The sequence below is a fragment of the Devosia sp. genome (assembly GCF_965229025.1).
Classification (GTDB): Bacteria; Pseudomonadota; Alphaproteobacteria; order Rhizobiales; family Devosiaceae; genus Devosia_A.
The window spans coordinates 395,777-417,351 of the sequence record NZ_OZ245853.1 but is presented as its reverse complement, the minus strand read 5'-3'; the positions used below and the strand labels follow the sequence as shown (position 1 = coordinate 417,351).

Here is a 21,575-nt window from a genome sequence, read left to right as displayed (position 1 = left end):
GCGCCCGCTTCAGCGGATGCGCTGCGCGTCAGCTCCAAACAGCAGCATAGAAGCGGGGTCGAACCGCGCCTGATACGTGTCGCCCGCCTTGATCTGCCGGTCATTATTGGTCGCGAGCGTCAACAACTCACCCGCCCCATAGCCCGCATAGGCATAGGTCTCGCCGCCCAGATGCTCGATCAATTCGATCTTCAGCTCCAGCATCGACGAACCCGAAATCTTGAAGTGCTCGGGCCGGATGCCAACCGTCACCGGCGTGCCATCGGCAACCTTCACGTTCGCCGGCAGCACCTGGTTGCCATAGTCAGGCAACCGCACCGCCCCGCCCTCGACCACACCCTTCAAAAAATTCATCTTCGGCGAGCCGATAAATCCGGCGACGAACAGATTATCCGGATCGTCATAGAGCTTAAGCGGCGTGCCCACCTGCTCGATCACCCCTTCGCGCAGCACCACGATCTTGTCGGCCAGCGTCATCGCCTCGACCTGATCATGCGTCACGTAAATGATCGTGGTCTGCAATTCCTTGTGCAGCCGCGCGATCTCGATCCGCATATGGACGCGCAATTCGGCATCGAGGTTGCTCAGTGGTTCGTCGAACAGGAACACCTCGGGGTTGCGCACGATCGCCCGCCCTATGGCGACGCGCTGCCGCTGCCCGCCCGACAATTCCTTCGGCCGGCGCTCCATCAGCGGCCCGAGCTCCAGGATCCGCGCCGCCTCATCGACCTGTTTTGCGATCTCGGGTTTCTTCACGCCCGCAAAGCGCAGCGCAAAGCCCATGTTCTCACGCACCGTCATGTGCGGATAGAGCGCATAGGTCTGGAACACCATCGCGATGCCGCGCTTGCTCGGATCGACATCGTTCATCCGCTTGCCGCCGATGGTGAGGTCGCCGCCCGTGATCGGCTCCAGCCCTGCGATCATCCGCAGCAACGTGGATTTGCCGCACCCCGACGGGCCGACAAACACCACAAACTCCTTGCTGGCGATCTCGAGGTCAACGCCCTTGATCACCTCCACCGAGCCATAGGACTTCTGGATATTCTTGAGTTCCAGGCCGCTCATCCTCGTCCCCCCTTGCCCGCCGTCAGCTCAAGCCGCGTCATGCCAAGCCGCGCGGCCGTCACCTCGACATTGATCTTGCCCGTCCCCGTCGCCTCGATCCAGAACCCGGTCGACCCGGCCCGCAGCGGCACCAGCGAGGGCCCGAGCAGCTTGCCGGCCCCGGTGACCGAAATTTGCACCGGCTCAGGATAGAACGGCAGCTTGTGCCCCGCCTGATCCAGCACCCGCACCATCACGCGCACGCTGTCATGGGTCGCCACAGCATCGGCGTCAGCCACGAGGTCCAGCGTTTCCGGCACCGGGTCACACGCAAAACGCACATCCTTGACCGGCTTGCCGTCGATATAGCCGACGATCTCGACGTCGTTCCATTCCATCCCCCACAGGCCCAGCTCCTCGTTGGAGAAGTCCTTGCGGGAAAACACCACCGGCGCATGCGGCAAGTGCGGGTAGTTCTCGCGATCCGGCCCCAGCCGCTTCGGCGGGTTATTGCCGTAGCGGATCTCGACCTCGTCGCAATTGGTCAGCACCATCAGCGGCAGCACGCCGCCGATATTGCGCTCGCCCCGCGCCCAGAACGTCACCGGCTCGAGGATCACGTCCTCTTCCGGCTCGCACTGGCTGGCATAGGCAAACGCCGCAAACTTCGGCTCGCGGAACATGTCCATCACGCCATGGTGGCAGATGCGGTCGCCCGAGCCGAAATCCTTGTGCGTGTTGTAGTCGAACGCGCACCAGCCGATCGCGCCGGCAATCTGCGGGTCGCCATAAGCTGCGTTCAGCACCTGCAGATGCCGCGTCACATGCTCGGCCTGCCGCTGCTCCTGGTCATTGCTCTTGGTCGGGTACATGTGCCCGCCGAACTCGGTGATCATATACGGCACCACCCGGTCGAGCCCGGTCACTTCCTGCTGCGGCCTGAGCGCCGTGCGCGGCCGGTTGCCGCCCAGTTCCTCGTTGCCGAGGATGAAGTCATTCATCGTGTAGACGTCTTCAAGCAGCTCGCTCTCGGTGATGTAACGCACCCCGCCGGTCGAACGCGTCGTGTCGAGCTGATGCGCCAGCTTGTTGGTCTCGACGTAGAAATCGTGGTCGTCGCGCGATTCATTGATCCGCACGCCCCAGATCACGATCGAAGGGTGGTTCCAGTCGCGCTCGATCATCCGGCGCACATTGTGCACCGCTTCGGCCTTCCACTCGTCCCCGCCGATATGCTGCCAGCCCGGGATTTCTTCGAACACCAGCAGCCCCAGCTCGTCGCAGCGATCGAGGAAATACGTGCTCTGCGGATAGTGCGACGTGCGCACCATGTTGAGCTTCAGCTCGTGCTTCAAAATTTCCGCATCGCGCTCCTGCGCCGCCTTGCCCAGCGCATAGCCGACATAGGGGAACGACTGGTGCCGGTTGAGCCCGCGCAGTTTCAGCACCTTGCCGTTGAGCTTGAAACCCTCGGTGGTGAACTCGGCCGTCCGGAACCCAAACCGGGTCGCCGTCGCATCGTGCCCATGCGGTGTGTCGAGTTCCACCACCAGCGTATAAAGCACCGGATTTTTGAGTTCCCACAGCGCCAGCCCTTCGAGCCCGCCCAGCGTCAACGCCACGCTGGTTCCCGCCGCGCCCGCCTTGGCGGTCCCCAGCACCTTGCCCGCCTTATCCTCGAGCCGTACCGTCACCGACCCGGAAACCGCCAGCCCCTGCGGATTTGCGAGATCGACCCGCACCTTCACGGACTTGGTCGCCGCCAGTGCATCCGGCGTTTCGATCTTCACATTGCCCACCGATACCGGCGCCGTCACCTTGATCCAGGCTTCGCGATAGATGCCCGCATAGGTCAGGTAGTCGATCCGCCCGCCAAATGGCGGGATCAGTGGGTTCTCGCTACCATCGATCACTACCGTGATGAGGTTGTCGCCAGCGCCCAGCTTACCGGTCAGCCGCGCTGCAAACGGCGTATAGCCATCCGCATGCGCCGCGATCTCGGCGCCGTTGAGGTAGACCTTCGCATTGGCCATCGCGCCATCAAACACCAGCGCCACTTCCTGGCCCGCCCAGGCCAGATCGGCCCGCAGCAGCTTCTGGTAGGTGAAGCTTTTCTGGTAGCTCGTCTCGTCAAAATACGAGAACGGCAGCTCCACCGCATTGTGCGGCAAGCGAACAGTCTCACCCTCCCGGAACGCAGAAATCAGGTCAGCGGAGGCAGTGGCATGGAAGGACCAGCCACCATTGAAATCGACGGGCGAAGACATATCGGAACCTTATTTCACAGAGCCGGTCAGTCCTTCGACGAACTGGCGCTGGAGAGCGAAGAAAATGATGAGGGTGGGTAGTGTGGCGAGAACCGTGCCGAACAGGATCATGCCGTAGTCGGGGGTGTACGATGACGTGAGCGCCGAGACGACGAGCGTGACGGTCTTGTTGTCGGCAGTGTTCAGCACGATCAGCGGCCAGAGATAATTGTTCCAGTTCGCGAGGAACACAATGATGGTCGCCGCCGCATAGGTGGAGCGCATCACGGGCAGGTAGATGTAGAGGAAGATCTGCCATTCCTTGAGGCCATCGACCCGGGCCGCGTCGCGGAGTTCTGTCGGGAACGCCTTGGTCGCCTGCCGAAAATAGAAGACGATGAAGATCGACGAGATGCCCGGCAGGATGACGGCCAGCCAGGTGTTGTTGAGGTGCGCCGACGAGATCATCACGAACAGCGGCACCATCAGCGCCGAGAACGGGATCGACAGCAGCAGCAGCATCAGGCCGAAGATGCGATCGCGAAAGCGCGACCGGAACATTTCGAATCCGTACCCGGCCAGGGAGGAGACGGCCAGGGTCAACGCCGTGGCAACCACCGAGATGAACGTCGAGTTGAAGAAGACGCGCGGCACGTCGATCGTCGCAAACAGGCTCGCGACGTTGGTGAGGAGATTGTCGCCAATGGTCGCCTTGCCGGTGACCACGTCGGCGGATTTGTTGGTGGCCCCGACGATCATCCAGTAAAACGGAAAGACCGACAAAAAGGCAGCAACGCTCAGCATCAGGTAGACCAGGCCGCGGCGGAAGAGGGCGAGCGGGTTCATGCCACTGGCCTGCGATCGCGAGCGATGAAGAACTGCAAGGCGCTGAGGATACCGACAAGCAGCACGATGACCCACGAGACCGTGGCGGAGTAGCCGAAGCTTGGCATGAACTTGAAGGTCAGGTTGTAGATATAGAGCGAAAGGGTGAGGGTCGCATCGGACGGACCGCCGGTACCACCTGTGAGGTTATACACTTCATCGAACAGTTGCAGCGTGCCGATGGTGGAGATCACGGTCGTGAACAGGATCACCGGCTTCAGCATCGGGATGGTGAGGTAGCGAAAGCGGGCCCAGGCGGGGACACCGTCGATGCGTGCCGCTTCATAGATCGAGCGGTCAATGTTCTGCAATGCCGCCAGATAGAACACCATGTTGTAGCCGGTCCAGCGCCAGGTGATGGCGAGGATGACCAGCACTTTCGCCCAGAACGGATCCTGCAACCAGGGGATCGGGTCGCTGATAACGTGAAGTGCGAGCAGGCCCTTGTTGACCACGCCATCGCTGGAGAACATCGACTTGAACAGAGTGGAATAGGCGATCAGCGAAGTGACGCAGGGCAAAAAGATCGCTGTACGGAACACGCCGCGGAAGCGCAGGCTCTGATCGTTGAGCGCAGCCGCAAACAGCAGCGCGAGCACGATCATGATGGGGACTTGCACGACCAGGAATATGAACGTGTTGGTCAATGCCCGGATAAACACCGGATCCTTGGTCAGGCGGACGATGTTGGCGAAGCCGCCGAAGCTGAAGTTCATGCCCTTGCCGACCTGGAAGCTCATCCAGAGCGACCAGATGATCGGATAGATCATGAAGATTCCGAGCAGGACGAGCGCGGGAGCGATGAATAGCCAGCCACTGATCTGTTCGCCGCGAGCGATGCGGGCCGGCTGGCCAAAGCGCAAAGGGCGCGGTCGGACGTGTTCGCCTGGACGTGTCTGGGCCACTGGCGGGCTCCCTGTTGCCTGAACCGACTGGATCACCCGGCGCCACATCCAATCGCGGGCGAGGCGGCGGTTGCGCCTCCTCAGGATAGTGTGGCGGCAGCAAGCCAAGGGCGCGGGTCTTAAATCCCCGCGCCCTCTTGAGGTTTACTGGATCTGCTGCTGGGCCTGGTCGTTGATGGCCTTCAGCGCGTCGTCGACACTGCCGCCCTTGGCAATGGTCGGGAGCTGGGCGAGAACCGCCTGGTCAACTTCGGCGGTGTAGGTGCCATACTCGATGCCAGGGATCTTGGCCTGCCAGTCGGAGAAGTTCTTCCAGACCGGCTGGTTGTTGAAGAAGGCGTCGGACGACTTGTAGGCATCGCCATCAACGGCCGGCATCCAGGCACTGAACGCGCCCTGACCGGTCAGGATGGTCTGGTAAAAGTCCTTGTCGCCGGCCCAGACCGTCTTGAGGAAATCGATCGCCTCATCCTTGGCTGGGGCCGAGGACAGCACGTACCAGCTTGAGCCGCCTTCGCTCGAGTAGTTGGTTGCGCCATCAACGCCCACAAGCTTCGGGATCGGAGCAACGCCCCACTTGCCCGCCTGGTCGGGCTGCGACTTGACTGTACCGGTCATCCACACACCGTCGATGGTGCCCGTGGTATCGCCCGACGTGAACGCACCGGTGTAATCGGTCCAGCCCGACACTGTCTTGACGATGTCGGCCTGCATGAGCTTGCCGTAGGTTTCAAGCGCCGCCTTGAGCGGAGCATTCTCGAGAATATCGAGCGATCCATCGGCCTTGAAATACCACTTGCCGGCAGACTGCATCATGATGCGGATGATGCCATCGCCGGTCGAGTCCCATGCGATCAGGTTATGACCGGTCTTGGCCTTCACGTCCTTGCCGATCGAGATCATCTTGTCCCAATCGATGCCCTGCAGGTCGGCGTCCTTGTAGCCGGCAGCCTCGAGGTAGTCGCTGCGATAGAAGAAACCGGTCACGCCGGAATCGAAGGGCAGCGAGTAGGACTTGCCGTCCAACGTGGCCGGCTTCACCTTGTACTGCGCGAACTGGGACATATCGATGCTGTCGCTGAGCGGCACGAAAGCGCCGGGGAACGACTGAAGATATTTCTGCGCCACATCGTCCTGGATCAGCACGATATCGGGCAGGCCATCCGTGGCGTTGGCCAGCAGCTGTGTCTGCAGCTTGTCGCGGATATCCTGCTGGCCCATGCTGTCGTCGATAGTGATGGTCACGTCAGGATGCGCGGCAGTGTAACGGGCGGCGGCGTTCTTCATCGCAGCGCCGTTGAAGTTGGTGTCCCAGCACCAGACTTTGACTTCACCAGCCATCGCTGCGGTGACGGTCAGAAGGCTGACGCCCGCAACGGCAACACCAAGGGCGCGGCGCAGAGCCGCAGATACGATTCTCATGGATTGTCCTCCCAGACACATGGCACGATTTAAGGTGCCTCCGGGGGAGAGTTCTAGCGACCCGGATCAGCGAGCGCAATATTTTCAGTAAATATTTATCTCGGTCACTCCCCGTCGGGGTGCCTTGTGCTGGCGCGCCATTTCAGCTGGCTGGCAAGCGTGATGTGTTTGGCGAGTTCACGCCCGCTTGCCCGCTCCATCAGCATCTCAACCGCCGTCTCGCCGATTTCCTCGGACGGCAGCCGCACGGTGGAAAGCGGCGGGTTGAGAAACTGTGCCACGGAAATATCGTTGAAGCTAGCCACCGCAATATCGCGGGGGATCGACAATCCCAGCTCGGCAATCGCGCGATATGCACCCACCGCCATATTGTCATTACATGTTATGATGGCGTCAGGCGGCGTCCTCTCTCTGAGGATCTGCAGGGTCAGCCGGTAGCCGCTCTCCTCGGTATTATTGTCAGTGCGGCACATGCGCTCGTCGAACAGGCCATGCTCGCTCATCCACTGCATATAAGCCCGCGCACGCTTTTCGGGCAGCGCCCGCTTCACCCCGTTATACACATCGTCCCAGCCCACAAAGCCGATCCGTTTGTACCCCATCGCGGTCAAAGCCTGCAGCAGTTTGCGGGTCGCCACGACCAGGTCGCTTTCAACACTGTCGACCTCGTCGTCCTTCGGCGCGAAATCCGCGAACACCAGGTTGCGGCTGTGCCGGCGCAACCAGGCGATCTCGTTGTCGTCCTGCCGGCCGATGGCAATTACCCCCGATACGCTTTGAAGCAGCGCCGCGTCTGGCATCTCGTTGGTGTGGTAAACCTTCAGCGTTTCGATCTTCAGTGCCGCACAGCGCCGCTCGATCCCCAGCCGCAACCCCACATAATAGGGGTCGACCAGTTCCTGGTCGGGGCTCAGAAAATGCACCAGCGCTACCCGGCTCAGTCCCTGCTGGCTCGCCCGGTTGCGCGCCCGCGGCGTCGCATAGTTCAGCGCCTCTGCGGTCTCGATGATCTTCTGCCGCTTCTTGGCGGTAATCGAAAGCGTCGCGTCAAAGTTCAACACGCGCGACACGGTCGCGCTCGACACGCCAACTGCAGTGGCGATCTCTTTGATTGTGACCATGGCCTGAAAACTCTTTCCTCAGTCACACGCCTGACCGCCCGGCCGGGCTTTGTCAATAATCCGTCCGTACCGCAGCGCTCCAGGCCGCGCCGACAGATTCACCTGTTCCCGCTCCGTTAACGGGTTGCTGGCATCTGGCAGCGTAAAATCTGCACCAGTTTTTGAGTGGGATCCGTCGCACATGTGGCAAGCCCTGATGGGCAACTTACTGGTCGTCGCCCTGGTCTTTGCCACCTGGGCGCACATCCAGCGTGCGATCGAGAACCGGCCCCGGCTCACCCGGCTGGCTGTTCTCGGCATCACCATGGGCTGCGGCGCCGCAATATCGATCCTGTTCGGGATCAGCACCCCCAGCGGCATCATCGTTGACCTGCGCACGCCCCTGCTTGCCATCGCCAGCTATTTCGGGGGGCCGGTCGGCGCCCTCACCAGTCTCGCCATTGCCGGCAGCTTCCGCCTCGCCATGGGTGGCGTTGGAACCGGCGGCGGCCTGATCGGAATGTGCATTACCTCGAGCCTGGGTCTCGGCGCCTACTACCTCTGCCACCGCGGCCGGCCCAACTGGTGGCGGGCGCTGATCTTTTCCGCCATCGTCGCCCCCACACCCATCCTCATTCTCATGTTCGCGCCAAAAGCCACCGCGTCACTCCTGCAGTTCGGGGTTCCGCTGTGGCTGCTCAACGTGGCGGTTACGTTCGGCGCGAGTTGCCTCAACCTGATCGAAATGCGCCAGGGCCACGAGCGGCGCCTCCTCCGTGCCGCCCTGCAGCAGGCGCCCGACTTCCTCTACGTCAAGAACACGCGCCACCAGTTCGTCGCCGTCAACGAGGCCGTCGCCTGCTTCAACGGCTTCCGCGAGGGTGCCGAAATGCTGGGCAAATCCGATCTCGACCTCACCACGCCCGAGCGCGCCGCGACCCTTATGGACCTTGAGCAGAAGGTCATGCGCTCCGGCCTCGAGATGCGGAACCTCGAAGAGAATCTGGTCGACGCCTCCGGCGACCAACACTGGTTCTCCACCTCGAAAACCCCGATCCGCGACGCCGATGGCGAAGTCATCGGCATCACCGGCGTTACCAAGGACATCTCGGAGTTCAAGCGTCTGGAAACCGAATTGATCGCCAGCCGCAACCAGCTCAGCTACGTGCTGACCGAAATGTCCGACGGCCTCGCCCTGTTCGACCAGAACGGCGTCCTGGTGTTCCACAACCAGCGCTACCACGAAGCCTTCCCGCTCACCGCCCACGTCCGCGTCCCTGGTACCCACATCCGCGACATCCTCCGCGCCGTCGTCGAAACCGGCGAACAGCGCGACATCCCGTTTGGCGGCGAGGACGCCTGGATCGACCGCACCGCGGCCACCTTGACCGTCGCCGGCGACCAGGAGGTCAACCTCTCCGATGGCCGCTGGATGCAGATCCGCTCCCGTCCCACCAGCGATGGCTGGGTCGTCGTCGTCATCTCGGACGTCACCACGATCAAGCAGGCCGAAGTCTCGCTGCTTGGCCTCACCGACGAACTCAAGCTCCTCGCCACCACCGATAGCCTAACCGGCCTCCTCAACCGCCGTGGCTTCGACGAAGCCCTGGATGTAGAGCTCGCCCGCAGCGCCCGCGATCACACCCCGATCAGCCTGCTGCTGGTCGATGTCGATCGCTTCAAGGCCTATAACGACCTCTACGGCCACCCCGCCGGCGACGAATGCCTCCGCCGCCTCAGCGCCTGCATCCGCGCCGTCGTTCGCCGCCCGGGCGATGACATCGCCCGTTATGGCGGCGAAGAGTTTGTCATCATTCTCCCCAATACCGGCGAAGACGGCGCCTTCACTGTCGCCGAGCAGTTGCGCACCAGCCTCCGCGACCTCGCCATCCCGCACGGCGCCAGCGAAAAGCAGGTCGTCACCGTCTCGATCGGCCTTGCCAGCTACACCGGCCACGAGACCCGCCGCCGCTCCAGCGAACTCATCGTCCGCGCCGACGAGGCCCTCTACACCGCCAAGGAAGCCGGCCGCGACCGCGCCACCGGCTGGCGCGCCAAGCACCCCATCAACGAGCGCCTCGCGGCCATCCGCTAGCCCACCGGCAGCGCCATCGCATCACCGCTGCGAATGTGTGGCCCGTATCTCCACCGGCGGAACCCCGAACTGCGCTTTGAACGCGCGGCTGAAAGCCGCTTCGGAATCGTAGCCGACCCGCCTTGCCACCTCGCCGACCCGTGCATTGGCCTGACCCAGCAGGCCATGCGCCAGCGTGAGCCGCCACCGGTTGTGGTAAGAGAGCGGCCCCTCCTTGACCAGCGACGAGAACCGTTCGGCAAAGCTCGACCTCGACATGCCAACCGCGCCAGCGAGATCGGCCACGCTCCATTTGCGGAACGGCTCATCGTGAATGGCCTTGAGGGCACGGCTGATGCGGGGGTCCGCCAGCGCTCCCAGCCAGCCTGTATCGTCCACGTTTCTGGTATGCGCCCAGGTCCGAATGACGCGGATGATCAGCACGTCGATGAGGCGGGAGATCATGACCGAAGAGCCCGGATGCACGGTCTGGGCTTCCATCATCATGAAATGGGCCAGCCCCTCGAGCCAGCCGCTGGTCTGGCCGCCCGATTTCGCAACGTGAATCACGGCGGGCAGCGCCGACACGACCCAGGGTACGGCTGAACTCTCGAAACGGAACGAACCGGCGATAACGCGGGTCTGCTCCCCATTGCCGCCATGGCGAAGTCCCAACCGCTCGGCGGTGAACTGCTCCTCCATAAGGTCGGCGGCGTTCGCCGGCATTGCCCCGCTGCCGTCACCGAGTACAAGTCCTACGCCCCGCGGCAGCATGACGAGGTCACCCGCAACGGCGACCACGGCCGGCCTGTCTGCCGCCTCCACGGTCAGGCGCCCCTCCAGCACGACAAAGAAATACGCCGATCCGGGCTCGAAGCGCAGCGCCCATGGATGGTTGAGGTCAGCGGAAAACACCAGTTCTCCCCGAAGCCTCACCAACTCAAGCATCTGGGACAGAAGATCCACCCGAGAGGCGAGCATGCGCTCAGCTCTGGACGATTGAGCATCCCTTACGAGGTTTCGATCATGGTCTTTCATAGCACCAAATCATAGATTCTGGGGGTCATCAGAGACGGAAAGAACAACTAAACCAAAGCTCTACAACAGGGCGTCAGATCTTTCTGGCGTACCAGAAAACACCGCCAAGGCTTTGCAGATTGTCCGAACTGATATCAACCGCGCTGACGCGCCGCAAATGGAGTCTCAAAATGAAAACCCTTCTTCTATCCGCCCTCATGTTCTCCACCGCCATCCTCGGCATTGCACCCGCCTTTGCCCAGTCGGCGCTGCCGGCAGGGACCATAAAGAACATCGTGCTGGTGCATGGCGCCTTCGTCGATGAAACCAGCTGGGATGGCGTCGCAAAAATTCTCACCGCCAAGGGATACACAGTCACCGCGGTCAAGAACCCGCTGACCTCGCTCGCCGACGACGTGGCCGCCACCAATGCCGTGCTCGACGCGCAGGACGGCCCGACGGTCCTGGTCGGCCACTCCTGGGGCGGCGTTGTGATCGGCGAAGCCGGCAACAACCCCAAGGTGGCGTCGCTGGTCTATGTCTCAGCCTTCGCACCGGACAAGGGCGAAAGCGTCTCGACGCTGGCCGCCAGTGGGCCTGCCACACCGGGCGTCAGGGCAATCCGGCCCGACGCCAAGGGCTACCTCACCATCGACCCCATCGTGTTCCCGAGCGTTGTGGCCGGCGACCTGCCAAAGGAAATCGGCGCGTATCTGGCGGCTCATCAGATGCCGATCAACCACACCGCCTTCGATGAACCCGCAACCGTCGCCGCCTGGCACGACAAGCCCAGCTGGTACGTCCTGAGCTCCCTCGATCAGGTTCTCGACCCGCATGCCCAGGCCTTCTTTGCCGAGCGGATCAAGGCCAAGGTGACGACAGTTGACGGCAGCCACGCCGCGCTGGCCTCGCATGCCGCAGAGGTCGCAGCTGTCATCGAAGCCGCAGCCGGGGCCAAATAGTCCCCAGATCAAACCACGCCGCCGCCGGCCCGTCCGGCGGCGTCTACAATCTTTCCTGAGCGAAGTAACCTTCAGGTCGTCGCCCACGAACTCACTTCCATAGGTAGCGCAACAAGCGCATGGAGTTCGGTTGTGAAGACATCACAGAAGCTTTCCGCTGGCCTTGTGCTGGCTCTCGGTCTTGCGGCTTCGGCAGCTCCCGTTGCGGCGGCCAGCCGGCAACCGGTCGTGGTCGAACTGTTCACCAGCCAGGGATGCTCGTCCTGTCCGCCAGCCAACGCCAACCTCATTGAACTGAGCAAGCATGACGACGTGCTGGTCCTGAGCTTTGCGGTGACCTACTGGGACTATCTTGGCTGGAAAGACTCCTTCGGCAAAGCCGAGTTCACCGACAGGCAGCGCATCTACGAACCGGCACTCGGCCAGTCTGGCCCCTACACCCCCCAGATGGTGGTCAACGGGGCAGCCACAGTGGTGGGCAACAATCTTGCTGAAATCGAAAGCCTCGTGGAGAGCGCCGCCCCACCCACCACCGTCGACGTGCAATTGCTGGATGGACGTGTGGACATAGGACAAGGAACCGCACCGGCAGGCGGTGCCGACGTCTGGCTCGTCTCCTACGATCCCGGAATCGTTCAGGTCCCGGTGGGGCGTGGCGAAAACAGCGGACGTACGCTGCCGCATACCCATGTCGTGCACACTCTTGACCACCTGGGTCAGTGGACCGGCGCTGCCGGCTCTTTCAACATCGGCAAGGCTGAAGCCGGGCTGCGAACTGCAGTGCTCATCCAGCAAAAGAACGGCGGAAAGATCCTCGCCGCCGTAACCGAATGACGCGTTCGGCTGCCTTGGTCGGTTTGGGAGAACGTCAGTGCAAATCGTAAATGGCTATGTGTGCGCAACCAGTTGTGATGTTGCAGCGGCCAAAAAGGGCCACGACCCAAAGAACCCCCATGACGATCCGATCAAGGCCGCAGCACTCGACGAGCAGAGAGCTCTGACGAGAGGCGCTCGGCCAGCCGTTCTGAAGTCGGCAAGCCTCGCATTGGCCAGTGGGTCTCGCGACACCACGCCAAACGTACCCGTTGGTCAATCCAGCGCCACACCCTCTGCGACCGGAAATTCGCTCGACATCTTCGCCTAGGCCCGCAACGGGATTTCCAGAGCCCGTGTCGCGCCCCCGGGTGCGTCACTTACTCTGTCGCATGCCTCCTCGCCCCAAGCTCGAGGCTGGCTGATACGCCAGTCGATCAGCGCGCGGTCGCGTCCAGACAGACATCACGAACATTTCCGCCGGTCAGGTGTCGAAACGGCGTGCCCCACCGCGACATGATCATTTCGAAATCCACATCCCCATGGCGAAACGGCTGCCTGGCCTCATCAGCTATGACGTAAGCTTCGGACCCATCGTATCGCCCGCCGGCCCCTCCAAGGCCTGGCTGATAGGCACCCTGCATTTTGAGAGCCTCGCCGCAATCAGCGAGGCCTTCGCCTCCGAAGTCGGGAAACAATGCGCCCAAGACAGGCGCATCTACGCCCCCGACACCTCCAAATTCCAGATGCTTCTGTTCGATGATCAGGCAATGTAGGCCCCAAAGGGCGCGGCGCTGCAGATACGAATGACCGAGGTGGTGGCCAACGGCCGCAAGATCATTGCGATGAGCCGCAGCCTCTACCCCAACCGCCATCCCCGCTCACTCAGTATCGAATGATGTTAGGATGTCGCCATAGCTACTGCCTGCATCAGGAGAGTATTGATGGGTGTCTGGCGTTCAGCAGCAGTGCTCTACCTCCTCGCCGGAGCGTTGGCGACGGTGCTCATGGTTGGCCTGTACGTGATAGTATTCGGCCCCCACCTGTGGAGCTGGAGCTATCTGCCTCAGATCGCGGGACGATGTGCTGTGCTGGTCGGCCCAGCAGTGCTTTTGGTAGCTTTGGCGGCTCTACGCGGCAGATATCACGCATGGCTCGACGGAACGGCGGCGATTACTCTTTCCGCAATTGCGATCTATCTCTGGGAGTCGCACCAGCCGTCCAGCCTGTATGCCTCGTCCCAGTTGATTGCGAGTCTGACAGGTGCCCTCAGCCTTGCGAGCACCATCCCGGCCTTCTGGCTCGCCTGCCTAACCTTGCGACATGCGCCCACCCTCAGGGCCGCAATTAATGGCACCGAATGAGGGTCGTCGCTCGGCGCGATGGTAGTTCTCCAAGGTTAGTGGCAACGCGAAGTTGGGTGACAACCCACAAGGGGACCCCACTACGAAGTTCGAACTTGACAGTATTTAGCCACATCAATCATTTCTAGCCTGTAGATTTTTCGCTAACTTGGTCGCTCGCAGAGAATTTCAAGTATGCCCGGTTTTCCGACAGGTATTGATCTAGGTACAACGCATTCTTTGATAGCCGTGCTAGGCGAGGGGGGAGCACCCGAACTGGTTAAAGGTGTCGACGGTTCAGTACTGACGCCTTCAGTCGTCGGTCTATCGGATTCCGGGACGTTGCTTGTTGGGGCAGCGGCCCACGCGCGGCGCCTGAGCCATCCGGACAAGACGCACAGCCTTTTCAAACGTCATATGGGAACTGGCAAGGAATTCGATCTCGGCCGGAAGCAATACTCCGCCAGCGACTTGGCAGCACTCGTGCTTCGAAGCCTCAAGTCCGACTTTCATGCCGCTTACCCGGGCGCGGAGATGGAGAGCCTGGTTGTTTCAGTACCCGCCTACTTTTCGTCCGTTCAGCGCGAAGCCACCATGTTGGCGGCTGAACTCGCTGGACTGCCGCGACCGCGGCTCATCAACGAACCGACGGCGGCAGCGCTCGCATACGGCCTGCAGGATCGACAAGGCGAAAGTACCTTCATGGTGCTCGATCTTGGTGGTGGCACCTTCGACGTATCGATCATCGAGATGTTCGAGGGCGTGATGGAAGTGCGCGCCAGTTCAGGTGATACCCGCCTGGGCGGAGAAGACTTCACTGCCATGATCGCTCTCGACATGGCAACTGGACTGGGGCTGGGTTGGCAAGACATCTCCCCCGGCGATCGGGCGACCTTCTCGATCGCTGCCGAAGCGATCAAGCGTCGGCTGTCCACAGCAGACACGGCGCAAGCCACCATCCCGATTGCGGGCGGCCAAGTCTATAGAATCGCACGAGGCGAGCTTGAGGCTTTGTGCGCCGACCTGCTTATAAAGCTGCGTCGACCTATCGATCGGTGTCTTTACGATTCCGGAATGTCCATCGACAAGATAGACCGCGTTCTGCTGGTCGGTGGCGCAACCCGGATGCCGATGATCCGCTCACTTGCGGCACGCACGACCCGTCAACTTCCGGAAGCTGGCATCGATCCTGACCAGGTTGTGGCGCTCGGGGCCGCGATCCAGGCTGGGCTCATCCAGCGGAACGCAGCTCTCAGCGATCTCGTCATGACGGACGTGGCGCCGTTTTCCCTTGGTATCAACAGCCGGGTCGCAACGGCTGGCGGCATCATAGACAATGGCTTCACCCCCATAATCGAGCGAAGCACTGTCCTCCCCGTGTCCCGCGTACAGCGGTTCAACACGATCGCCGATAGACAGGAGCGCATCGAGTTTGGCGTATTCCAGGGCGAGTCCCCGATTGCTTCGGAGAATGCCAGGATCGGATCCGTGGGGGTTTCCGTGCCTCCTTCGCCCGCCGGCCAGGAGTCAATCGATGTGCGTTTTTCCTATGATCCGAGTGGGCTGCTGCATGTTGGGGTAATGGTGGTATCCACTGGCGCTAAGACCGAAGTGATCATCGAGGGCAGCGCTGTGGCAATGCCAGCCGACAAACGACGGCGGCGCATCAAGGCGCTGGAATCTCTCATGGTTCATCCGAGAGAAGAGAGCGTGAACCTTGCTACGCTCGAGCGGTTGAAAACTTTGTATGCAATGTTGCTCGGGGAGGAGCGCACCAATTCGGCAGCACTGCTCGCCCACTTCGAAGCTGCTTTAGCCTCACAGGATCAGCGCCGCATTGAGCAGACTCGGGAGGAGGTAGAAGCTGCCGCCGCCCAGATCGAGCAGAACTATGTCAGGTGATGCTCCGTACTGGAAGGTTCTCGGGTTGATGCCCGGCGCGACCGAACGAGACGTAAGGCGCGCCTACGCCACACAGCTCAAGCAGATTGATGTTTCCAAGGACCCCGCGACTTTTGAGGTGCTCCGAGGCGCCTATGAACAGGCGCTTTTCATTGCTCGGTATGCGCAGCCCACCGTCTCTGCTACACCCGAGGAACCGATCGAGCCCCCCGCCGTCAGTGCCACCGATACCGCCCCTCTTCCGTTGCGGGAGGATGCAGCAAGTCCCTTTGTTACGATGCGCTCGCTGGTGGAAAACCGCGACTATGGGGCGGTCGCTTGGCGGGCGCTTCTCAATAACCCGCTTCTTGACGCTCCCGAGGTGAGTGCAAGGTTTGAACACGCTTTGGTGAAAGCGCTGAGCGAGAACGAGCTCAGCACCGAGTTCACGCTGTCAGCTGGTCCTGACTGGTACCGAATGATCGAAAGCCGCTACGCATGGGTTGCAGACGGGCTTCGATATGCGCGCCAATTTCCCCTGTATGCGGACCTCAGGCAGACGATCGTTGAAAGGCAGAGACCCCGCGTGGCGCCCCCACGCTTTGATCTGTCTAGCTTCATTCCTAACGGTAGAATTCTGTGGATCCTCGCCGTCCTACTCATGATCGCATCGCACCTCGGCCGGGTGTTCGTAAACTAGCCACCAGGGCGCGACCCGATAGGATCATGGCGACGTCTTGCCATTGGCTGCGACTAAATCCGCTCCACCACCATCATCGTCTCGCCCCACCCTGCTGCCACGCCCTCCGGCCGCGTGATCTTGACGCCCTCCAGCACCAGCCCGCTCACTCCATCGGCGAAAAACCCCGGCATCCCACCCGGATAATCCACCAGCCCGATCACCACGCCATCGGCGCCCTTGGTCCAGGCGTTGGCGCGGCCCGCCTGCCCGGCTGCGGGCGCGAGATCGGCGGGTGTGGGCCTCAGGTCATAGCGACGCGCCGTGCCGAGCTTCCCCGGCCGCTGCGCCAGCGCGATCCGGCTCATCCTCACCTTGGTGATACCCGCTTCGGCCGTCGAGATCAGGTTGATCGCACCTTCCATCACCCCGGTGACGTCCTCGACCACCAGCCCGGTCACCGCGCCCGCCGGCAGTTCCGCGCGCCGGTCCACCACCGTCACCGTCAGCGCCTCGCCCGAGCCCCAGAACCCATCCGCCGTCTCGTGGCACTCGACCGAAATGCGCGAAAACCGCACATCCGAAATCGCCCCGCCATCGCGTGAAAAAATCCCCAGCGCGCGGTTGGAATCGATCACCGCGCAATCCTCGAACACCACCCGGCGCACCTCGCCAAAGCTCTCCGTGCCGATCTTCAACGCGCAGCTCTGGCTCGAAACCGTGCAGTTTCGCACCGTGATATCGTCACAGGAGCCGATGCCCGCCGCGCGTCGCGTCGTCTTCAGACACACGCCATCGTCCGCAGTCTCAATATGAACCCGCTCGACCAGCACATTGTGGCAGCTGTCGATCACCAGCCCGTCGGTATTGGGCAGCCGCCGGTCATTGTTGACCTTCACCCCGCTCACCACCACCGCCGAACAGGCCACGAGATGCATCGTCCACATCGGGGAATCGGCGATGGTGATCCCCTCGAGCCGCACGCCCGCGCAATCCTCGAACACCAGCACCCGCGGCCGCAGCTTTGCGGGGATGAACGTATCCACCTCCGCGTCATCGCCCACGATATAGGCCCGCCCCGGCGCCCGGATTTCGCCCGCACCGGTCACCGCCACATCTCGCGCGCCCTGCGCCACCAGCATCGCCCGGTCCGATTGCTCTGCGATCACACTCACCACATTGGCCGAATATGCGTCATACCCCGCCGCAAACTCCAGCACCGCCCCGGCGCTCAGATTGAGCTCTACACCCGACAACAACCGCAGCCCGCCGCCTGCATGCGTGCCTGCCATCAGCACCACGCGGCCGCCACCCGCATCATGCGCCGCATCAATGGCGCGCTGGATCGCCGCCGTCGCGTCACCCGCCGCAGCGGCAATCTTCAGCTCGACCATTTCGGAGACTTTCAGTGCGGGTTGAGCGGGGCGAGGGCCACCCCGTCGGCGCCGGCAAATACATGGATGAACTCGAGCGGCGCCGTCACCGCCACCATCTGCCCGGCCTCGAAATTCATGTGCTCGGGGATATGCAGCACGCTCTCGGGCTCCGCCCTGTCCACCTTGCCATAGACATAGGTTTCCGTGCCGATGCTCTCGGCATAATCGACGCGGAACTGTGCCTTCGCGCCCTCCCCGCCAAGCCGCAGATGCTGCGGCCGGATACCGATCTCGACTTCGGCGCCATTTGCGAGGCCGCCAGCCGCGACCGGCAGATCAATAACCCCAAACCCCGGGACCTCCGCGCTGATCCCGCCCGCGCTCTGCGCCACCAGTTTGCCGGGATAAATGTTCATCCGCGGCGAGCCGATAAAGGTTGCGACAAACTTGTTGGCCGGCCGCCGGAACAGCGTCACGGGGTCGCCAAACTGCTCCACCCGCCCCGCATTCAGCACCGCGATGCGGTCGGCCATCGTCATCGCCTCGACCTGGTCATGCGTCACATAAATCATCGTGGCCTTGAGCCGCTGGTGAAGCCGGCTGATCTCCGCCCGGGTCTGTACGCGTAGCGCTGCATCGAGGTTGCTGAGCGGCTCATCGAACAGGAACACATCGGGGCTCCGCACGATCGCCCGCCCGATGGCGACGCGCTGCCGCTGCCCGCCGGAGAGCTCGCGCGGTCGCCGCTCGAGATAAGGCTCCATCGCGAGGATCCGCGCCGCCTCGCGCACCTTGGCGTCGATCTCGGCCTTGGGGAGCTTCAGGTTCTCGAGCCCGAACGACAGGTTCTTGGCTACCGTCATGTGCGGGTAGAGCGCGTAGGACTGGAACACCATGGCGATGCCGCGCTCGGCTGGCGACAGCGCCTGCACGTCACGCTCGCCGATCTTGATCCTGCCGCCGCTGGTCTGCTCAAGCCCGGCAATCATCCGCAACAGGGTGGATTTCCCGCAGCCCGATGGGCCGACAAACACCACGAACTCGCCATCGGCCACCTTGAGGTCGACACCTTTGATGACCTTGGTGTCGGCAAAGTTCTTAGTGACGCCTTCGAGTTCGAGCGATGCCATCTCGTGTTCCATCCTGTCCCGGCAGCACCCTGCCCTCGCGGTTCATAGTGCTGGCGATTGGTTCATTCGTCAATATGACGAACGAACTGCCGCATCACGACAGACTTTCAGCAGACTTCCACGACTTTCCAACAGCTGTTCATAACCCGATCAGCAGTCATTCATCGCCGTGGAAAGCCTGTGGTCAGCGCCGTCCGGCAGGCACGTCACGCTTGTTGGGCAGCTCGCGTGGGCCGAACAGCGAGTTGTGCAACTCCCCCAACGCAATCGCCGCCGCCCCCACCACCGTCGCCCTCGGACCTAGCAATCCGCACTCCAGCGGCACCGGCCGACGGGTGCAGGTGGGGAGGATCTTGCGGATCAGATCGACCAGTTCCGGCCGTCCACCGATATTGCCACCCATCACCACCTTGGCCGGATCGATCACCGCCGTCACCGTCGCCACCAGCAGCGCCGCCAGCCGCGCCGACTCCTCAATCGCGACAATCGCCGCCCGCTGGCCCACGTTGAACCGGTCGAAAATCTCCCGCACGGGCGTGCCTTGCGGACCGCCCGCCTGGTGGTAGCGCCCTGAAATCCCGCCCGCGCCCAGCGCATTTTCGAGCGCCCCGCGCTCGACGCTCAGTGGGCTGAACGGGTCTGAACCGAGCGGCAGATAACCCACCTCGCCCGCCGCCTGCGAGGCGCCGCGCAGCAGCTTTCCATCCACCAGAATGCCGAGGCCTACACCGGTTCCGATCGAGATAAACGCGAAATACCCCACATTGGGCTGCCGCGTTTCCCAGTATTCCCCGATCGCGCCAGCATTCACGTCGTTCTCGAAAGTCACTTTGCAATCAAGCACTTGCCTCAGCACGCTGGCGACGTCGATGGTTCCCATGTCATCAAGGTTTGGCGCCAGACTCAGCCGCCCCGTCGCCGGATCCATCACACCAGGAATGGCCACCGTCGCCTGCAGCAGCTTGTGCGTCTCAACGCAGGCATCCTGAAGGATCGCCGCCTTAAGCGCCCCGATCTGCTCAACCAGGTGCATGCCGCCGCGCGGGTCCGCGGGCGTCTCGCGATCCACCACGATCGCCCCGGCGATATTAGCCACCGTCGCGCGGATCGTGCTGCTGCCGAGGTCGATACCGAGCACACACCCGGCCGCCGCATCCACCTCGTACCGCACCGCCGATCGCCCGACGCCACCCGAGATCATACCGCTCTCGCGTACCCAGCCGCGCTCGGTGAGCACCCGGATTACTTCCGACATCGTCTGCTTCGAAAGTCCGGTGCTGCGTGACAGCCCCGCCCGCGACGCCGACCCATCGCGCAGCAAAATGTCCATCACCGCCTGCACCGACAGCTGCCTCAAGACCGGCGTTGGTGCAACCAGATCGTCCAAAATGGAGTCGGCCTCAATTGTTCGAGTATCAGCCTAACTGAGGAGATTTATCCCCCCTGTCAAGCGCACCACCCCGCGCACATCTATCCCCGCCTTGACAAACCTCGTTTGACGGCATTCATTCGTCATGTTCACGAACAAACGGCCACTCAAGGACCCCACGCAAGTGTCTGACCAGCAGCTTCTCGATGCCATTGATGAGGTGACGCGCCGGCCCGGACCATGGGCACCGGCAGCTCCCACCGCTTCCGACGAGAGCGCCCAGCACACCCGCATGGCGATCGAAACCCTCGCGGCGGCGGGCTGGATCGAGGATCGCGGCAACGGTCATTTCACCCTGTCGCGGACCCGCGGCCTGGTGATCGGTCTCGACCTCGGCGGCACCAAGCTCCGCGGCGCCATCGGCGATGCCGCGGGCACGATCAGCGACGAATACGATCTGCCCACCAGCAACAACGCGCCAGACAGCGCCCTCGCCCAGATCGCCGAAATGGCGGAGAGCCTCGCCGCCAGGGCCGGTGTCCCGCTTTCCGCCATCGAGCAGATCTCCGTGGGCGTCCCAGGCGCCGTCGCCCCTGATGGCCGCGTTACCGTCTCACCCAATGTCGCCTTCCATCAGAATACCCCGCTCGCCGACACGCTCATCAAAAAGCTCGGCGTCCCGGTCAGCGTCGACAATGACGGCAACCTCTCCGCCTATGGCGAATACATGCACGGCATCGGCAAGGAGCGCGGCGCCCGGTCTCTCGCGTTCCTCGCCCTCGGCACCGGCGTCGGCATGGGCCTGATCGTCGAGGGCCAGATGCTTCGCGGCGCGTCTGGCGCTGCTGGCGAAATCGGTCTGCTCCCCTTCGGCCCCGATCCCTTCGCCGCTGCCGCCGCCGAGCCCGACGGCGCCTTCGAGGCCGCCGTCGGCAGCGAGGCGATCCGGCGCGGCTATGCGGCGCGCCACCCGGGCACCGAGTTCGACGCCCGCGACGTCTTCGAGCGCGCCAATGCCGGCGACGCCGACGCTCAAGCCGTCATTGCTGAAGCCACGCGCGGCATCGCAGTCGGCGTTGCCTCCGTCATCGCCCTCCTCGATCCCGGCATCGTCGTCATCGGCGGCGGCATCGGAGCGCGTCCCGGCTTTGCCGAAGCGGTCGCCCGTCTCACAGCCCAGCTCTTTCCAACCGCCTGCGACATCGTCCCGAGCCGTCTCGGCGAGCGCGCCGGCGTCGTCGGCGCGCTCGCCCAGGCGCTGAACCTCTCCCGCCGCCGCCTCATCAGCCGGCATGAAACCGGCACGCTCCGAGGTGCAGCATGACG

At 62.7% G+C, this 21,575-nt stretch carries 18 protein-coding genes; 8 read left to right on the top strand and 10 right to left on the bottom strand.

From position 1 onward, the window contains the following. Positions 1 to 9 precede the first annotated feature (9 nt). The 6 genes from ACO06J_RS02045 to ACO06J_RS02020 form a co-directional block, all read right to left on the bottom strand. Positions 10 to 1,068, bottom strand: a complete 1,059-nt coding sequence (locus tag ACO06J_RS02045; RefSeq protein WP_421759035.1) for an ABC transporter ATP-binding protein — start codon at positions 1,066 to 1,068, stop codon at positions 10 to 12. Further along, complete coding sequence (locus ACO06J_RS02040; RefSeq protein ID WP_421759034.1) at positions 1,065 to 3,314, bottom strand: glycoside hydrolase family 2 TIM barrel-domain containing protein; 2,250 nt, start codon at positions 3,312 to 3,314, stop codon at positions 1,065 to 1,067. The genes ACO06J_RS02045 and ACO06J_RS02040 overlap by 4 nt, the downstream gene beginning before the upstream one ends. A 9-nt stretch (positions 3,315 to 3,323) precedes the next feature. Then, positions 3,324 to 4,139: a carbohydrate ABC transporter permease gene (locus ACO06J_RS02035; protein WP_421759033.1), complete on the bottom strand. Its 816-nt coding sequence runs from the start codon at positions 4,137 to 4,139 to the stop codon at positions 3,324 to 3,326. Continuing rightward, a complete protein-coding gene (locus ACO06J_RS02030; protein ID WP_421762427.1) occupies positions 4,136 to 5,017 on the bottom strand; it encodes a carbohydrate ABC transporter permease in 882 nt (293 codons plus the stop codon). The genes ACO06J_RS02035 and ACO06J_RS02030 overlap by 4 nt, the downstream gene beginning before the upstream one ends. Before the next feature lie 210 nt (positions 5,018 to 5,227). Continuing rightward, on the bottom strand, positions 5,228 to 6,505 hold the full coding sequence (locus tag ACO06J_RS02025) for an ABC transporter substrate-binding protein (RefSeq protein ID WP_421759032.1): 1,278 nt from the start codon (positions 6,503 to 6,505) through the stop codon (positions 5,228 to 5,230). Between the two features lie 104 nt (positions 6,506 to 6,609). Beyond that, positions 6,610 to 7,626, bottom strand: coding sequence for a LacI family DNA-binding transcriptional regulator (locus ACO06J_RS02020; RefSeq protein WP_421759031.1), 1,017 nt, complete (start codon positions 7,624 to 7,626; stop codon positions 6,610 to 6,612). Positions 7,627 to 7,807: 181 nt separating this feature from the next. Here ACO06J_RS02020 and ACO06J_RS02015 point away from each other — a divergent pair, with 181 nt between their 5' ends. Continuing rightward, complete coding sequence (locus ACO06J_RS02015; RefSeq protein WP_421759030.1) at positions 7,808 to 9,700, top strand: diguanylate cyclase; 1,893 nt, start codon at positions 7,808 to 7,810, stop codon at positions 9,698 to 9,700. A gap of 21 nt (positions 9,701 to 9,721) precedes the next feature. On the opposite strand, the gene ACO06J_RS02010 is transcribed toward ACO06J_RS02015, so the two are convergent. Continuing rightward, a complete protein-coding gene (locus ACO06J_RS02010; RefSeq protein WP_421759029.1) occupies positions 9,722 to 10,717 on the bottom strand; it encodes an AraC family transcriptional regulator in 996 nt (331 codons plus the stop codon). Between the two features lie 170 nt (positions 10,718 to 10,887). Here ACO06J_RS02010 and ACO06J_RS02005 point away from each other — a divergent pair, with 170 nt between their 5' ends. The 6 genes from ACO06J_RS02005 to ACO06J_RS01980 all read left to right on the top strand — a co-directional run bounded on the left by ACO06J_RS02005 (position 10,888) and on the right by ACO06J_RS01980 (position 16,395). Beyond that, positions 10,888 to 11,658 carry an alpha/beta hydrolase gene (locus ACO06J_RS02005; RefSeq protein WP_421759028.1) on the top strand — a complete coding sequence of 257 codons (771 nt, stop codon included), beginning with the start codon at positions 10,888 to 10,890 and terminating at the stop codon, positions 11,656 to 11,658. Between the two features lie 132 nt (positions 11,659 to 11,790). Then, positions 11,791 to 12,492, top strand: coding sequence for a DUF1223 domain-containing protein (locus tag ACO06J_RS02000; protein WP_421759027.1), 702 nt, complete (start codon positions 11,791 to 11,793; stop codon positions 12,490 to 12,492). A 467-nt stretch (positions 12,493 to 12,959) separates the two neighbouring features. Further along, the gene (locus ACO06J_RS01995; protein WP_421759026.1) at positions 12,960 to 13,247 is read left to right on the top strand and encodes an EthD family reductase; all 288 of its coding nucleotides are present in this window, start codon (positions 12,960 to 12,962) and stop codon (positions 13,245 to 13,247) included. Positions 13,248 to 13,415: 168 nt separating this feature from the next. After that, positions 13,416 to 13,835, top strand: coding sequence for a hypothetical protein (locus ACO06J_RS01990; RefSeq protein ID WP_421759025.1), 420 nt, complete (start codon positions 13,416 to 13,418; stop codon positions 13,833 to 13,835). Positions 13,836 to 14,009: 174 nt separating this feature from the next. Further along, entirely contained in the window at positions 14,010 to 15,716 is a 1,707-nt protein-coding gene (locus ACO06J_RS01985; protein ID WP_421759024.1) for an Hsp70 family protein, read from the top strand. Then, complete coding sequence (locus ACO06J_RS01980; RefSeq protein WP_421759023.1) at positions 15,706 to 16,395, top strand: hypothetical protein; 690 nt, start codon at positions 15,706 to 15,708, stop codon at positions 16,393 to 16,395. The genes ACO06J_RS01985 and ACO06J_RS01980 overlap by 11 nt, the downstream gene beginning before the upstream one ends. Positions 16,396 to 16,448: 53 nt before the next feature. Here ACO06J_RS01980 and ACO06J_RS01975 read toward each other — a convergent pair whose 3' ends face one another. The 3 genes from ACO06J_RS01975 to ACO06J_RS01965 form a co-directional block, all read right to left on the bottom strand. After that, positions 16,449 to 17,768: a glycoside hydrolase family 28 protein gene (locus ACO06J_RS01975; RefSeq protein ID WP_421759022.1), complete on the bottom strand. Its 1,320-nt coding sequence runs from the start codon at positions 17,766 to 17,768 to the stop codon at positions 16,449 to 16,451. Between the two features lie 11 nt (positions 17,769 to 17,779). Continuing rightward, positions 17,780 to 18,880, bottom strand: coding sequence for an ABC transporter ATP-binding protein (locus ACO06J_RS01970; protein WP_421759021.1), 1,101 nt, complete (start codon positions 18,878 to 18,880; stop codon positions 17,780 to 17,782). A gap of 184 nt (positions 18,881 to 19,064) precedes the next feature. After that, on the bottom strand, positions 19,065 to 20,210 hold the full coding sequence (locus ACO06J_RS01965) for an ROK family protein (RefSeq protein ID WP_421759020.1): 1,146 nt from the start codon (positions 20,208 to 20,210) through the stop codon (positions 19,065 to 19,067). A 223-nt stretch (positions 20,211 to 20,433) separates the two neighbouring features. On the opposite strand from ACO06J_RS01965, the gene ACO06J_RS01960 reads away from it, so the two are divergent. Further along, positions 20,434 to 21,573 carry an ROK family protein gene (locus tag ACO06J_RS01960; protein ID WP_421759019.1) on the top strand — a complete coding sequence of 380 codons (1,140 nt, stop codon included), beginning with the start codon at positions 20,434 to 20,436 and terminating at the stop codon, positions 21,571 to 21,573. Positions 21,574 to 21,575: the final 2 nt, after the last annotated feature.